Below are 13,016 nucleotides of genomic sequence, written 5' to 3' on the forward strand. Positions count from 1 at the left end.
ACCGGCCCCGTCTCACAGGGTCAGTTCGGGGTGGAGCCGGTCGAGCGTCCAGACCTGCCGCCTGCGGGCGGAGACGGCGGTCAGGGCCAGGGCGCCCAGGGTGAACGCGGTCAGCACCGCGCAGGCCTGCCAGACGGGCCCGATCCCGCCGCCCGTGATCAGCCGGCGCAGCGCCTCGACCACGTAGCTCATCGGCAGGAAGGGGTGCACGGCGTTGAAGAAGCCCGGACTGGTCTGTACGGGGTACGTGCCGCCCGCCGAGGTCAGCTGGAGCATCAGGACCGCGAGGACCAGGATCCGGCCGGCCGCCCCGAAGCGGGCGTTGAGCCACTGGATGATCGCGGAGAAGCAGCAGGTGACCAGGGCGAGGAAGCCGACCGTGCCGGCGGCCCGGTCCATCTGGAGGCCGAGCCCCCAGTGCAGGACCGACATGAGGGCCGCGACCTGGAGGACGCCGATCGCCGCCACCGGGAGCCAGCCCGCGAGGGCGATCCGCCAGGCGGAGCCGCCGGCGGCGAGGGCGCGCCGGTTGAGCGGCTGGATGATCATGTAGGCGACCATCGCGCCGACCCAGAGGGAGAGCGGGATGAAGTACGGGGCGAAACCGGTGCCGTAGTTCGGCGCCTTGTGCAGCGACTGGGAGGCCAGCTGCACCGGGTCGGCCATGACCTCCGTACGCCGGTCGCGGTCCTGCCGGTCGTAGTCGGGGATCTGCTCGACCCCGTCGTGCAGACCGCCGGCCAGCTGCCCGGAGCCGTCGGCCAGCTTGAACAGGCCGCCGTCGAGGTCGCCCGCGCCCTTCTTGAGCTTGCCGACGCCCGTGTCCAGGTTCACCGAACCGGTCTTGGCGTCGGTGATGCCCGTGTGCAGACGGTCCGCGCCCGCCGCGACCTTCTTCGCGCCCGCGTTGAGCTCGTTGATCTTCCGGATGGCGTCCTCGACGTCCTCGTCGAGGTGCGGGGCCCGGGTGGCCAGCTCGTCGGCCTGCTTGGTGAGCTTGACGAGCCGCGCGTCCAGGGTCTTGAGGTCGGCGGTGCTGCCGCTGGTCAGCTCGTGCACGTCGTCCGCGATGGTGGCCACGTCGTCGGCCGTGACCGAGGCCTCCTTGAGCTTCGCGCAGATCGCGGCGTCGGCCTCCGGCTTCAGCTCGCACTCCTCGCGGTGGATCGCCGCCAGACCGTCGTCGGCCTTGTGCGCGGCGCTGCGCACCAGCGGGGCGCGCCGCACCAGGTCGTCGAGGTCGTGGCGGACGGCGGTGGCGGAGTCCGAGACGAGCCGGGCGGTGTCGCGGATCGACTTGCCGTTGTTCGCCAGATAGGGCCGGACCTTGTCGGCGGTGCCGTTCACCTTGTCGGCGAGGGTCTGCGTGCCGTTCGCGACCTTGCGGGAGCCGCTCTCCAAATCCTTGGCGCCCTTGTCGAGCTTCTTCAGGCCGGTGGCCAGGTCGCCACTGCCGGACTTGGCGTCCTTGAGGCCGTCCGCCAGGTCCTTGGAGCCCTTCTTCGCCTTGTCCACGCCCTGCTTGAGGTCGTCCGCGCCCTTGGCCGCCTTGGCGGTGGCGTCGTGGATGTCGGAGAAGGAGATGAAGATCTTGTCGAGGAAGCTCCGCGAGGACTTGGTGGAGGCCGCGGTGCGGACCTCGGAGAAGACCGTCCGGGATATCTGGCCGACGATGTAGTTGTTGGCGTCGTTCGTCCGCACCCGCAGGGCGCCGGTCTCGGGGGAGTCGCCGGAGCTGGAGGCGATGCGCGAGCTGAAGTCGCCGGGCATGGTCAGGGACAGGTAGTACGTACCGTCCTCGACGCCCTCGCGCGCCTCGGCGTCGCTCACCCGGTGCCAGGCGAAGGTGTTGCTCTCCAGGAGCCCCTTCGTGATGTCGTCACCGGCGTGGATCTTCTTGCCGTCGGCGGTGGCACCCCGGTCCTCGTTGACGAGGGCGACGGGGATCTTGTCGAGCCTGCTGTACGGGTCCCAGAACGAGTACAGGTAGAGGGCGCCGTACAGCAGGGGCAGCAGCAGGATCGCGACGAGCGCGGCGCGCGGCAGCTTTCCCCTGCCGAAGCGCTTCAGCTCAAGCGCGGCCAGTTTCGGCGAGCGCATCGGCCGCCCCCTCCTCGGTCGTGTCTTCGGTTGACTGCGGCGCGGGCTTCGGCGCGGGCGCGGGCTTCGGGCCGGCCTCGGACTCCGGTTCGGGCTTGGGCTCCGGTTCGGGCTTGGGCTCCGGCTCGGGCTCCGGCTCCGGCTCGGTGTTCGGCGCGGGCTCGGGCTCCGGCTCGAGTTTCGCGTCGGCTTCCGGCTTCGGTTCCGCCGCGCCGTCGACCGTGGTGATCCGCAGGGCGTCACCCGGGGCCTCGGCGCAGACGGCGAGGACGGTCGTCCCGGAATCCGCCACCGAGCGCAGCAGCGCCCAGGCCTCGGCCCGGTCGGCGTCCGAGAGCTTGAGGTCCGTGTCGTCCACGGCCAGCAGCCGGGGACGGCCGATCAGGGCCAGGGCGATCGAGAGTCGCAGCGCCTCAAGGCGTTCCAGATCCCGTACGGAGGTCCGCCCGGCCTTCGGCAGCGTGTCGAGGTCCAGCCCCGCGGCCGCCAGGGCCTCGTCGATCCGGGCCCTCTTCGCCGCGGCGCGCTCGGACGGGCGCCGCAGGAGGGCCCGTACGGCACCGTCGTAACGGCGCTGGAGCAGAGCCCGCTCGTTCAGGTGCTCGGCGACCGTGAAGGCGGGGTCCAGTTCGCTGACGCCGGGGACCTGCCCGAGGGCGCTGATCCGGCGTACCCCGGCCATCTTCCGGGGCAGGGGCAGGCCACCGACCTCGGCGGTGCCCTCCTTGGCCTTCATCCGGCCGGTGAGCGCGAGCAGCAGACAGGTGCGGCCCGAGCCCGACGGCCCCTCGATCGCCACCAGCGAGCCCGGCCCGGCCCGGAAGGACACCTCCCGGAAGGCCCAGCCGCGCGGCCCCTTCAGTCCAAAGCCGTCCGCGACGACGGCGGCGCCGCGCGGCCCATCCTCGGCTTCCGCTCCCACGGATCCCACCCCCCATTCCCCTTTTGAACTGACTGGTCAGTTCAAAAGTTACCCCTGAGGGGGGTTCCCAGGCAAAACCCCAGGTCAGCCGGATTGTCAGTGGGAGCCGTCACGATGGACACATACGGCCACTACGCCGTCACGCGACGACAGGAGGACTCGTCATGGCAAGCCCTTCCGCAGCAGCCGCGCCCCGCCGCCGTCCCGCACCCACGCAGACCGGACCCGCGTCCGACATCCACCCCGTCCCGCGCCGCGCCACCGCCCCGCCCGCCGCCCTCGACCTCCTCGCCAAGGCCCGAGCCGGTCTCGTCGAGGCCGCCGCGCTCGACCTCCCCCACGAGCGGTACGCCGCCGCCCACCTCGCCGCCCTGCGAGCCGCCGCCGCCGTGCTCGCCGCCCGGGCCAGGCCCGAGACCGGCCCCCGGCGCCGGCAGCGGATACGGAGCGCCTGGGAGCTCCTCGCCGAGCTGGCACCCGAGCTGACCGAGTGGAGCGCCCTCTTCGCCTCCGGCGCCGAGCGCAGGGCCCGCGCCGAGGCCGGTATCGCCGCCGCGGCGACCCGGCGCGAGGCCGACGACCTGCTCAGGGACTCCGCCTACTTCCTCCGCCTGGTCGAGCGGCTGCTGGTCCTCCAGCCGGTCCTGCCCCGCCGGCCCGGGGCGGACGAGGCCGGAGGATGATCCGAAAGGCGGGTCCCAGGCCATAGGGTGGGGGCGTCCGTACCCGTCACCGAGGAGTCAACAGCCGTGCCGGACCCTTCCCCTGTCTTCGGTCGAGAGGCGACCTCGCGCCCGTCGCGCGCCTCCCTGCGTACCGCCGTCGTCTGGGACGTCCTCAAGGACGCCCTCGACCGCCGGGTCGAGGCCACCGGGAAGGACAGCCTCGACGTCCTCGACACGGGCGGCGGCTCCGGGAACTTCGCGGTCCCCGTCGCCCGCCTCGGCCACCGGGTCACCGTCGTCGACCCCAGCCCCAACGCGCTCTTCGCGCTGGAGCGCCGGGCCGCCGAGGCCGGCGTCGCCGACCTCGTCACCGGTGTCCAGGGCGACATCAGCGGTCTCTTCGACGTCGTCGGGCGCGAGGGGTACGACGCCGTGCTCTGCCACGGGGTCCTGGAGTACGTCGACGACCCGGCCGAGGGCGTGCGGAACGCGGTCGCCGCGCTCCGGCCCGCCGGCAGCCTCAGCCTGCTCGCCGCCGGAGTCGGCGGCGCCGTCCTCGCCCGCGCCCTCGCCGGACACTTCACCGAGGCACGGAACGCGCTCTCCGACCCGGCCGGCCGCTGGGGCGCGGGCGACCCCGTGCCCCGGCGCTTCACCGCCGAACAGCTCACCGAGCTGGCCGACGGGGCCGGACTCGACGTCGGCGCCGTGCACGGAGTCCGGGTCTTCGCCGACCTCGTCCCCGGCGTCCTCGTCGACACCGAGCCCGGTGCGGCGGAGGCCCTTCTCAAGCTGGAGGCGGCCGCCGCCGAGCTGCCCTCCTTCCACGCCATCGCCACCCAGCTGCACGTTCTGGGCGAGAAGCGGGCCTGATCAGGACCACCACCCGTTCGGCGGTGCGGGCGGCGCGCTCCACCGAGTACGTCACAGCCCGCCCGGTAACGGGCTCCGCCCCGTATGATCGGGGGACAGCATCCGGCATGACGGAGGAGGGGCTGGGGAATCAACGCCTCAGCAACCGATCCGCATGGCGGCCCGGCTTGGCTGTTCGGCATTGAGGGCGGGTTTCACGGGGGCGATTCCCTGCCTATCCTGAAAGGGCCGCAAACCGGTCGCCCCCGCGACCGACGACTAGGAGGACTCCGTGCCGCTCTCGGAGCACGAGCAGCGAATGCTCGAGCAGATGGAGCGAGCGCTGTACGCCGAAGATCCCAAGTTCGCGACAGCGCTCGAGGGAAGCGGACTGCGTACGTACACCCGGCGACGGGTCTACCAGGCAGTCGCCGGCTTCCTGGTGGGTATCGCGCTCCTCATGGCCGGAATGGTCGCACAGCAGATCTGGATCAGCGTGGTGGGATTCCTCGTCATGCTGGGCTGCGCGGTCCTGGCGGTCACCGGATGGCGCAAGGCGCCGAAGCCGGGTGAGCAGCAGGCCAGTGGTGGAACGGCGGCCGGTGGCCGTCAGACCCGGCAGCGACGCTCCATGATGAACCGCATCGAAGAGCGGTGGCAGCGCCGCCGCGACGAACAGCAGGGCGGCGGCCACTGACGGCCCCCTGAGCGGAGGCCCCGCACCCTACTTACCCGACCGAGCCCCGTGGCCGCGCGTCCGCGCGATGCCCCACGGGGCTCGGTCGTGCGCGCGGCGCCCCCCGGTCGCGGACGAAGCCCCACGGGTCGCGGACGCCGTCCCGCTGGACCGGCGCACCCCTCGCCCTGCCGTGGGCACGACGGCGGGTGGCCCCGCACCCCACGGGGTGCGGGGCCACCCGCCGCTGTCAGGTCGTCCCGCGCGGTGTGCGGCGGAACGGGGCTGTGGCTCGGGTGATCAGTGCCTCGCGGCGGGTCGACCAGTCCGTCGCCGTCTCCGCGAGACGCGCCGCCGCCGTCCAGCGCAGGCGGGCCGCCGAGCGGGGCGCCAGGGTCGCCCGGAGACGGGTCCGGCGGTCGGCCGCCGCGTGGAAGCCGGCCCGCACCCGGGCGGCCTCCTCCGCGAGGCCCGCGACGGGGCGAGGCGAAGGCGCGTACAGCACCTCCTCCACCGCCCGCGCCACCCGGTGCACCGCGTCCGCCGCCTCGCCGCCCAGCTCACCCAGGCGCACGATCCGAGCCGCCGTCTTCCGCGGCGTACGCGACTCGTCCGGTTCGACCCCGTAGTCCCAGGCCGTGTCGTTGATCTCCTGCCAGACGGCGAGCGTCCGCGCCGCCGTCTCCTCGGGGCCGCGCGTCCCACCCGGGCCCAGCCGCCCTGCCCGGACCCGGGTCCGCCAGAGCAGGGGGAGGAAGGGGAGGGCGAGGACGACCAGCGCCCCGAGCGTCAGCAGGACCGCCGTCAGGGGGTCGGGGCCCGAACCGTCCGACTCCGCGCCGGCGACCGCCTCGTCCGGACCGCAGTCACCGAGCCTCCGCATCTGGGGCGTGCAGCTCTCCGAGGCGCTCGGCGCGGCGGACGGCTGCGCCGACGCGCTCTGCTGGGGCCGGGCGGGGTCGCTGGCCGTACCCGAGGGCGTGGTGTCCCGGGTGTACGCGGGGGTGGAACCCCGCGAGGGCGTCGGCTCGAACCGGGTCCACCCCGCGCCCTCGAAGTACAGCTCGGGCCAGGCGTGCGCGTCCCGGATGCCGACCGAGACGGAGCCGTCGGTCTGCGTCGTGCCCGGCATGAAGCCCACGGCCACCCGGGCCGGGATGCCGAGTGAGCGGGCCATCGCCGCCATCGTGAAGGAGAAGTGGACGCAGAAGCCCCTCCTGTCCTTCAGGAAACGGGAGATCGCCTGCACCCCGGTGCCGGACTCCACCTTGACGTCGTAGCTGAAGCCGCCGTCCCGGGCGAACCAGTCCTGGAGCTTCACCGCCTGCTCGTAGGAGCCGCGCGCGTCCTTGGTGATCTCGCGCGCGGTCTCCTTCACCTCGGCGGGCAGCGACACCGGGTACCGGGTGTACTCGCGGCGCAGCTTGGCCGGCGGAGGTCCGGCCGCGGCGAGCTGGTCGGCCGTCGGCTGTACGTCCAGGCTGGAGACCTGGTAGCGGGCGCCACCGGTGGTCTGCTTGTCGTCGCCGACGAGCATCCGGCCGGCCGGCTCGTACCGCCAGCGTCCGCCGATGTCGACCCGGCCGGCCGGGTACGGCATCGGGAGCCACTTCTGCTCGTAGGCGTCGGAGGCGACGAAGTTGCTGGTCACCTCGGTGACCTTGACGTCCTGGGAGAGCCCCTCGGGCCAGGGCAGCTGCTTGGGCACGTCCTCGATCGGGCGGACCGAGGACTTCCACGAGGTGCCGTCGAACTGGTCGAGCGCGACGAGCCGCAGGTACAGGCCGGAGGTGTCGCGGGCGTTGGTCCGGTAGCGCAGGACCTCCCGGTCCTCCGGCTGGCGCAGGTTGTCCTGGAGGGAGACCAGCGGGTTCACGGCCGAGATGGTGCCGCCCCTGCCCGCGCCCCCCGTTCCCTCGCCGTCGCCTCCGGCGCCGAAGAGCCCGCCGGTGAAACCGGGCAGCGCCAGCGGCACCACCATGGCGACGCCCATGGCCACGGCGCCGATCCGGCGGCCGGTGCGGGCCGGGGCGAAGGCGTTGCCCCCGCCGCCGGCGGCCGAGCTGGGCCGGCCGGGGCGCGGGGCCCCGCCGAAGACCCGGCCCCAGGCCGAGAGCCGGTCGCGGCTCTCGGCGAGGAGCAGCAGCAGAAAGCCGGTGGCGGCGAGGAGGAACCAGAGCCAGCCCGCGCCGCCGCCGGAGAGACCGGCCGCCACCGAGTACAGGGCGAGCAGCGGAAGACCCGCCGGGGCCGCCTTGCGGAAGGTGACCGCGAGGGTGTCCACCAGGAGGCCGATCGCGACCACGCCGCCGACCAGCATGAGCCGGATGCCCTCGGTGTCGGGGGCGGGGACCGCGTACCGTCCGACGTCCTCGGCGCCGGCCCGGAACAGGTCGGCGGCGTGCGTCAGGGCCTGCGGTCCCGGCAGGAACCAGAGGATCGCCTGTTCCCTGGCGAAGATCGCGGTCAGCGCGACCAGGACGACGACGACCTGCGCGAGCAGGGTCAGCGGCCTGGCCAGCGGTGCCCGGCGGGCCAGCGTGCCCACCCCGCTCACCAGGGCGAGGACGAAGGCCGCCGTGAGGATCCACGTCGCCGGCTTCACCAGGGGGAGCAGCGCTCCGGCCGCCATCAGGGTGGCGCCCCAGGCGGCCAGCGTCAGCCGTGCGCGCCCGCTCATGACCATCCTCCGTAGGTTTCGGCCGCGGACTCCGCGCGCACCCCGGCCGCCTGCTGCCACAGGTCGGCGAGCCGCGCCCCGGGCGGTACGGCCAGCGCCGTCCAGCCCGCGTCGCGCAGCTGCTGTATCCGGTCCTCGACGGCTCCGGAGGCGGTGCCGCCGGTCAGCCAGCTCCCGGAGTCCAGGACGAAGGCGACGGCCGCTCCGGCGCGGCCGCGCATCCGGGCGGCGAGGGCCGCCTGCTCCTCGTCGAGGTCCCCGAGGAAGGCGATGAGGAGCCCTTCGTCGCCGCTGCGCAGCATGTCGGAGGCGCGGGAGAGGCTGCCGCCCTCGGAGTGGTCGACGACCGCGAGGGTGTCCATCATCAGCCCGGCCGATTCGGCCGAGTCCTGGGCCGAGGCGGCGAAGCCCTCCGAGCCCTCGCCGGGCACCGAGCTGCCGGTGTCGGTGACGAGCCGGACGGCGTAGCCGCGCTCCAGCATGTGGACCAGGGAGGAGGCGGCCCCCGAGACCGCCCACTCGAAGGCGGCGTCCGGGCCGACGCCCTGGTAGGCGATGCCACGGGTGTCCAGGAGGACGGTGCAGCGGGCGCGTTGCGGCTGCTCCTCGCGGCGGACCATCAGTTCGCCGTAGCGCGCGGTGGAGCGCCAGTGCACCCGGCGCAGGTCGTCGCCGTGGCGGTAGGCGCGCGGAATGATGTCGTCGTCGCCGGCGAGGGCGAGCGAGCGCTGCCGCCCGTCGCCGTGCCCCGAGGCCTCGCCGGAGAGCTTCACCGGCGGCAGGGCCTCGGTCCTGGGCACGACGGTGAGGGTGTCGTAGGCGCTGAAGGAGCGGGTCAGCTCGCACATCCCGAAGGGGTCGTTGAGCCGCAGCTGGAGCGGGCCGAGCGGGAAGCGGCCGCGCAGGTCGGAGCGGACCCGGTAGGACACCTCGCGCCGCCCGCCCGCCTCGACCCGGTCGAGGACGAAGCGGGGGCGGGGGCCCAGCATGTACGGCACGTGGTCCTGGAGCATGAGCAGCCCGGTGGGGAGCTTGGAGACGTTCTCCATCCGCAGCTGGACCCGGGCCTCGGAGCCCGCCTCCACCCGCTGGGGGGTGAGCAGGCGGGAGGTCGCGACCCGGTAGCGGGTGCGGTGCAGTACGAGGACGCAGATCAGCGGCAGGGTGGCGAGCAGCAGGCCGACCCGCAGCAGGTCGGCCTGGCCGAGGACGTACGCGCACGCGGCGGCTGCCACCCCGGCGGCGAGGAAGGAGCGGCCACGGGTGGTGAGACCGCCGAGGGCGGCCCGCAGACCGCCCCGGTCGTCCTCGTCGTCACCCCGCTGTCCGTCGGGCACGGCAGCGCCTCCCATCACAGCCGCCGGGCGCCGGGCTGCTGGCCGTAGAGCGGTCCGGCGGGCGGGGCCGCGGCCGGGACGGGGGTGCGCTGCAGGATGTCCTGGACGACCTGCTCGGCGGTGCGGCGGTTCAGCTGGGCCTGCGCCGTCGGCAGCAGCCGGTGGGCGAGGACGGGCGCGGCGAGGGCCTGGAGGTCGTCGGGCAGCACGTACTCGCGGCCGCTGAGCGCGGCGGAGGCCTTGGCGGCCCGCAGCAGGTGGAGCGTGGCCCGCGGGGAGGCGCCGAGCCGCAGGTCGGCGTGGGTGCGGGTGGCGGCGACGATGTCGACCGCGTACCGGCGCACGGCCTCGGCGACGTGGACCGCGCGGACCGCCTCGATCAGCTTCAGGACGTCGTGGGCGTGGGCGACCGGCTGGAGGTCGTCCAGCGGGGAGACCGAGCCGTGCACGTCGAGCATCTGCAGCTCGGCCTCGGCGCTCGGGTAGCCGATGGAGACGCGGGCCATGAAGCGGTCGCGCTGGGCCTCGGGCAGCGGGTAGGTGCCCTCCATCTCGACCGGGTTCTGCGTGGCGACCACCATGAACGGGCTGGGCAGCTCGTAGGTCTGGCCGTCGACGGTGACCTGGTGCTCCTCCATGGACTCCAGGAGCGCGGACTGGGTCTTCGGCGAGGCGCGGTTGATCTCGTCGCCGATCACGATCTGCGCGAAGATCGCGCCCGGCTTGAACTCGAAGTCCCGCCGCTGCTGGTCGAAGATCGACACGCCCGTGACGTCCGAGGGCAGCAGGTCGGGCGTGAACTGGATGCGGCGCACCGAGCAGTCGATGGACCGGGCCAGGGTCTTGGCCAGCATCGTCTTGCCGACGCCGGGGACATCCTCGATGAGGAGATGTCCCTCGGCGAGCAGCACGGTCAGCGAAAGCCGTACGACCTCGGGCTTGCCCTCGATCACGCTCTCCACCGATCTGCGGACCCGCTCCACAGTGGTGGTCAGATCAGTGAGGCTCGCTCGATCGTCATAGGTCGTCACCCGGCCCTCCTCGGCCTTCAGGAACACACGGACACCTGCCCCCGGTGGAAACGTCGGGGGGTGTCACGAGCATTCTTGTTCGCATGGCCGGGTCGTGTCACTTGCCTGCGGACATGCGCGAGGGAAATGCCGGACTTCGGGCGGTACGCCCGGCGGATCGCGGGGCTGATCGCCGGGCGTCCACGGTGGGCCGGGCTATTCGGCCGCGGGGTCGATCTCGCGCAGCAGACCCGTCTTCACGTCGAAGACGAAGCCCCGGACGTCGTCGGAGTGCAGCAGGAAGGGGGAGGTCCGCACCCGCTGCATCGACTGCCGGACGTCCTGGTCCACGTCGCGGAAGGCCTCGACCGCCCAGGCCGGACGCTGGCCGACCTCGTCCTCCAGCTCGTGCCGGAAGTCCTCGGTCAGCGACTCGAGCCCGCAGGTCGTGTGGTGCACCAGCATCACGCTGCGGGTGCCGAGGGCGCGCTGGCTGATGGTCAGCGAACGGATGACGTCGTCGGTGACCACGCCGCCCGCGTTGCGGATGGTGTGGCAGTCGCCGAGTTCGAGGCCGAGGGCCGCGTGGAGGTCCAGGCGGGCGTCCATGCAGGCGACGACGGCGACGCGGAGCACGGGGCGCGCGTCCATGCCCGGGTCGGTGAAGCGGGAGGCGTAGCGCTCGTTCGCCTCGACGAGACGGTCGGTGACCGTGCCGCCGGTGCGTAGGGCGTCGGCAGGGGAGTGCGCGGAGGTCGACATGGTTCCGACGTTAGTGGTCACAGCCCCTCCGGGCCCGCTGTGAGAGGGGACAAAGAACGCCATTGAGCCTTGTTGTGAGCTAACCCACAGGCCCCGGCCGCGCCGCTCCGAACGGGTGAGCCGTCCGGGATGTCCGGCCGCGTCGCCCGTGCCGTGCGACGCGCCAGCCGGTTGATTGACCGGCGGGTCCCGTGGACTAAAGTGACGCGAAGTTCACGGAGACAACGAGCGATTTCCGCGGTTTCTCCCCCGTGTGTGTGCGGCGGTACCTACGGCTCGGCCTCCTTCCGCTCGCCGGTACCTCCGCGCCGGATCTGAGAGGGCGCATTGAGCAACGACCGACACGTCCCGGTCATGCTCCAGCGGTGCCTGGACATGTTGGCCCCCGCCCTGGAGCGCCCCGGCGCGGTCGTCGTCGACTGCACCCTGGGCCTCGGCGGCCACAGCGAGGCACTCCTGAAGCGGTTCCCCGAGGCGCGGCTCGTCGCCCTCGACCGCGACAAGGAGGCCCTGCGGCTCTCCGGTGAGCGGCTCGCCCCGTACGGGGAGCGCGCCACCCTCGTCCACGCCGTGTACGACGAGCTTCCCGAGGTCCTCGACCGGCTCGGCCTGCCCACCGTGGACGGCATCCTCTTCGACCTCGGCGTCTCCTCCATGCAGCTGGACGAGGCCGACCGCGGCTTCGCCTACGCCCAGGACGCCCCGCTCGACATGCGCATGGACCAGACGACCGGCATCAGCGCGGCCGAGGTCCTCAACACCTACCCGGCCGGCGAGCTGGTCCGCATCCTCCGCGCGTACGGCGAGGAGAAGCAGGCCAAGCGGATCGTCTCCGCGGTCGTGCGCGAGCGCGAGAAGGAGCCGTTCAGCAACAGCGCCCGGCTCGTCGAACTCATCCGAGACTCCCTGCCGCAGGCCGCCAAGCGGACCGGCGGCAACCCGGCCAAGCGCACCTTCCAGGCCCTGCGCATCGAGGTCAACGGCGAGCTGACCGTCCTGGAACGGGCGATCCCGGCGGCCGTGAAGGCCCTCGGCGTCGGCGCCCGGATCGCGGTCCTCTCGTACCACTCCCTGGAGGACCGGCTGGTCAAGCAGGTCTTCGCGGCCGGTGCGGCGACCACCGCCCCGCCCGGCCTGCCGGTCGTCCCCGAGAAGTACCAGCCCCGCCTGAAGCTCCTCACCCGGGGCGCCGAGCTGCCCACCGAGGAGGAGGTCGCCGAGAACCGGCGCGCCGCTCCGGCCCGGCTCCGGGGCGCCGAGCGGATTCGGGAAGACGTCCTGTGAGCACGGCGAAGGGGCCGCTCAAAGGGCGGGCCGCGCGGCTCGGACGGCTCATGCCGTCGGGGCCGAGCTCGGCCGCCCGCACCCCCTTCGTCCTGCTGGTCGTCGTCCTGCTCGGCGGCGGCCTGATCAGCCTGCTCCTGCTGAACTCGGCCCTCAACCAGGGGTCCTTCAAGCTCAACGAGCTCAAGGACAGGACCACCGAGCTCACCGACGAGGAGCAGGCGCTCCAGCGGGACGTGGACGACTACGCGGCCCCCGACGCCCTGGAGCGGCGGGCCCGTGAGCTCGGCATGGTCCCGGGCGGCAGCCCGGCGTTCCTCGGCCAGGACGGCAAGGTGCTCGGCGAGCCCTCGGAGGCGGTCGCGCCGCCGAAGCCGAGCCCGACCCCCAAGCCGGCGAAGCCGACGCCGAAGCCCCCGCGGAACGCCGACGCCTCCGGCGGAGCGGGCGCCGCGCGCACCAGCGCGACCACGGACCCCGGTGCCTCCGCCGCCGACGCGAGCACCGCCACGTTCGACAGCCCCGTGAACACCGGCCCGGACCTGCCGGGCGCCGTGACCGACCCGGCGGACGCGGGAACACCCAGGGCGGACACCGACCCGACCGCGACAGAAACAGGCCCATCCGGCGCGACTCCGGCCACGCCGGGCGCCACCGGCCCCGGCTACGCGCGGACCGCGCCCGCAGCCGCCTCCACCACCACCCCCCTCCCCGGCAGGTGACCGAGC

Annotated in this window: 11 protein-coding genes; 5 read left to right on the plus strand and 6 right to left on the minus strand. The window is 73.5% G+C overall.

The window, feature by feature from the left end; translation table 11 throughout:
* Positions 1–12: 12 nt before the first annotated feature.
* Together ACRRSS_RS08300 and ACRRSS_RS08305 are read right to left on the minus strand one after the other, a co-directional pair.
* On the minus strand, positions 13–2,100 hold the full coding sequence (locus ACRRSS_RS08300; RefSeq protein ID WP_435970579.1) for a YhgE/Pip family protein: 2,088 nt from the start codon (positions 2,098–2,100) through the stop codon (positions 13–15).
* Positions 2,072–3,022, minus strand: a complete 951-nt coding sequence (locus tag ACRRSS_RS08305; protein WP_435970580.1) for an ATP-binding cassette domain-containing protein — start codon at positions 3,020–3,022, stop codon at positions 2,072–2,074. Before ACRRSS_RS08305 ends, ACRRSS_RS08300 begins: the two co-directional genes overlap by 29 nt.
* Positions 3,023–3,186: 164 nt before the next feature.
* Here ACRRSS_RS08305 and ACRRSS_RS08310 point away from each other — a divergent pair, with 164 nt between their 5' ends.
* The 3 genes from ACRRSS_RS08310 (at position 3,187) to ACRRSS_RS08320 (ending at position 5,236) form a co-directional block, all read left to right on the plus strand.
* Entirely contained in the window at positions 3,187–3,705 is a 519-nt protein-coding gene (locus tag ACRRSS_RS08310; RefSeq protein WP_435970581.1) for an SAV_6107 family HEPN domain-containing protein, read from the plus strand.
* 66 nt (positions 3,706–3,771) lie between these two features.
* Positions 3,772–4,560 carry a class I SAM-dependent methyltransferase gene (locus ACRRSS_RS08315; protein WP_435970582.1) on the plus strand — a complete coding sequence of 263 codons (789 nt, stop codon included), beginning with the start codon at positions 3,772–3,774 and terminating at the stop codon, positions 4,558–4,560.
* Positions 4,561–4,831: 271 nt separating this feature from the next.
* Positions 4,832–5,236 carry a DUF3040 domain-containing protein gene (locus ACRRSS_RS08320; protein ID WP_189830634.1) on the plus strand — a complete coding sequence of 135 codons (405 nt, stop codon included), beginning with the start codon at positions 4,832–4,834 and terminating at the stop codon, positions 5,234–5,236.
* 229 nt (positions 5,237–5,465) lie between these two features.
* Here ACRRSS_RS08320 and ACRRSS_RS08325 read toward each other — a convergent pair whose 3' ends face one another.
* The 4 genes from ACRRSS_RS08325 to ACRRSS_RS08340 all read right to left on the minus strand — a co-directional run bounded on the left by ACRRSS_RS08325 (position 5,466) and on the right by ACRRSS_RS08340 (position 11,004).
* On the minus strand, positions 5,466–7,895 hold the full coding sequence (locus ACRRSS_RS08325) for a transglutaminase TgpA family protein (RefSeq protein ID WP_435970583.1): 2,430 nt from the start codon (positions 7,893–7,895) through the stop codon (positions 5,466–5,468).
* Positions 7,892–9,247 carry a DUF58 domain-containing protein gene (locus ACRRSS_RS08330; protein ID WP_435970584.1) on the minus strand — a complete coding sequence of 452 codons (1,356 nt, stop codon included), beginning with the start codon at positions 9,245–9,247 and terminating at the stop codon, positions 7,892–7,894. Before ACRRSS_RS08330 ends, ACRRSS_RS08325 begins: the two co-directional genes overlap by 4 nt.
* Positions 9,247–10,263: an AAA family ATPase gene (locus ACRRSS_RS08335; protein WP_435970585.1), complete on the minus strand. Its 1,017-nt coding sequence runs from the start codon at positions 10,261–10,263 to the stop codon at positions 9,247–9,249. The genes ACRRSS_RS08330 and ACRRSS_RS08335 overlap by 1 nt, the downstream gene beginning before the upstream one ends.
* Before the next feature lie 195 nt (positions 10,264–10,458).
* Positions 10,459–11,004 carry a beta-class carbonic anhydrase gene (locus ACRRSS_RS08340; RefSeq protein WP_435970586.1) on the minus strand — a complete coding sequence of 182 codons (546 nt, stop codon included), beginning with the start codon at positions 11,002–11,004 and terminating at the stop codon, positions 10,459–10,461.
* A gap of 327 nt (positions 11,005–11,331) precedes the next feature.
* On the opposite strand from ACRRSS_RS08340, the gene rsmH reads away from it, so the two are divergent.
* Together rsmH and ACRRSS_RS08350 are read left to right on the plus strand one after the other, a co-directional pair.
* Positions 11,332–12,288, plus strand: coding sequence for a 16S rRNA (cytosine(1402)-N(4))-methyltransferase RsmH (gene rsmH, locus ACRRSS_RS08345; protein ID WP_435970587.1), 957 nt, complete (start codon positions 11,332–11,334; stop codon positions 12,286–12,288).
* Positions 12,285–13,010: an FtsB family cell division protein gene (locus ACRRSS_RS08350; protein ID WP_435970588.1), complete on the plus strand. Its 726-nt coding sequence runs from the start codon at positions 12,285–12,287 to the stop codon at positions 13,008–13,010. The genes rsmH and ACRRSS_RS08350 overlap by 4 nt, the downstream gene beginning before the upstream one ends.
* Positions 13,011–13,016 lie beyond the last annotated feature (6 nt).

Source organism: Streptomyces sp. Qhu_M48, from assembly GCF_051305195.1.
Taxonomy (GTDB): Bacteria; Actinomycetota; Actinomycetes; order Streptomycetales; family Streptomycetaceae; genus Streptomyces.

Excerpts from the sequence above, each read along its gene's own strand:
- ACRRSS_RS08300 (WP_435970579.1), bottom strand. The coding sequence starts at position 2,100 with ATGCGCTCGCCGAAACTGGCCGCGCTTGAGCTGAAGCGCTTCGGCAGG.
- ACRRSS_RS08310 (WP_435970581.1), top strand. The coding sequence starts at position 3,187 with ATGGCAAGCCCTTCCGCAGCAGCCGCGCCCCGCCGCCGTCCCGCACCC.
- ACRRSS_RS08325 (WP_435970583.1), bottom strand. The coding sequence starts at position 7,895 with ATGAGCGGGCGCGCACGGCTGACGCTGGCCGCCTGGGGCGCCACCCTG.
- ACRRSS_RS08330 (WP_435970584.1), bottom strand. The coding sequence starts at position 9,247 with ATGGGAGGCGCTGCCGTGCCCGACGGACAGCGGGGTGACGACGAGGAC.
- ACRRSS_RS08340 (WP_435970586.1), bottom strand. The coding sequence starts at position 11,004 with ATGTCGACCTCCGCGCACTCCCCTGCCGACGCCCTACGCACCGGCGGC.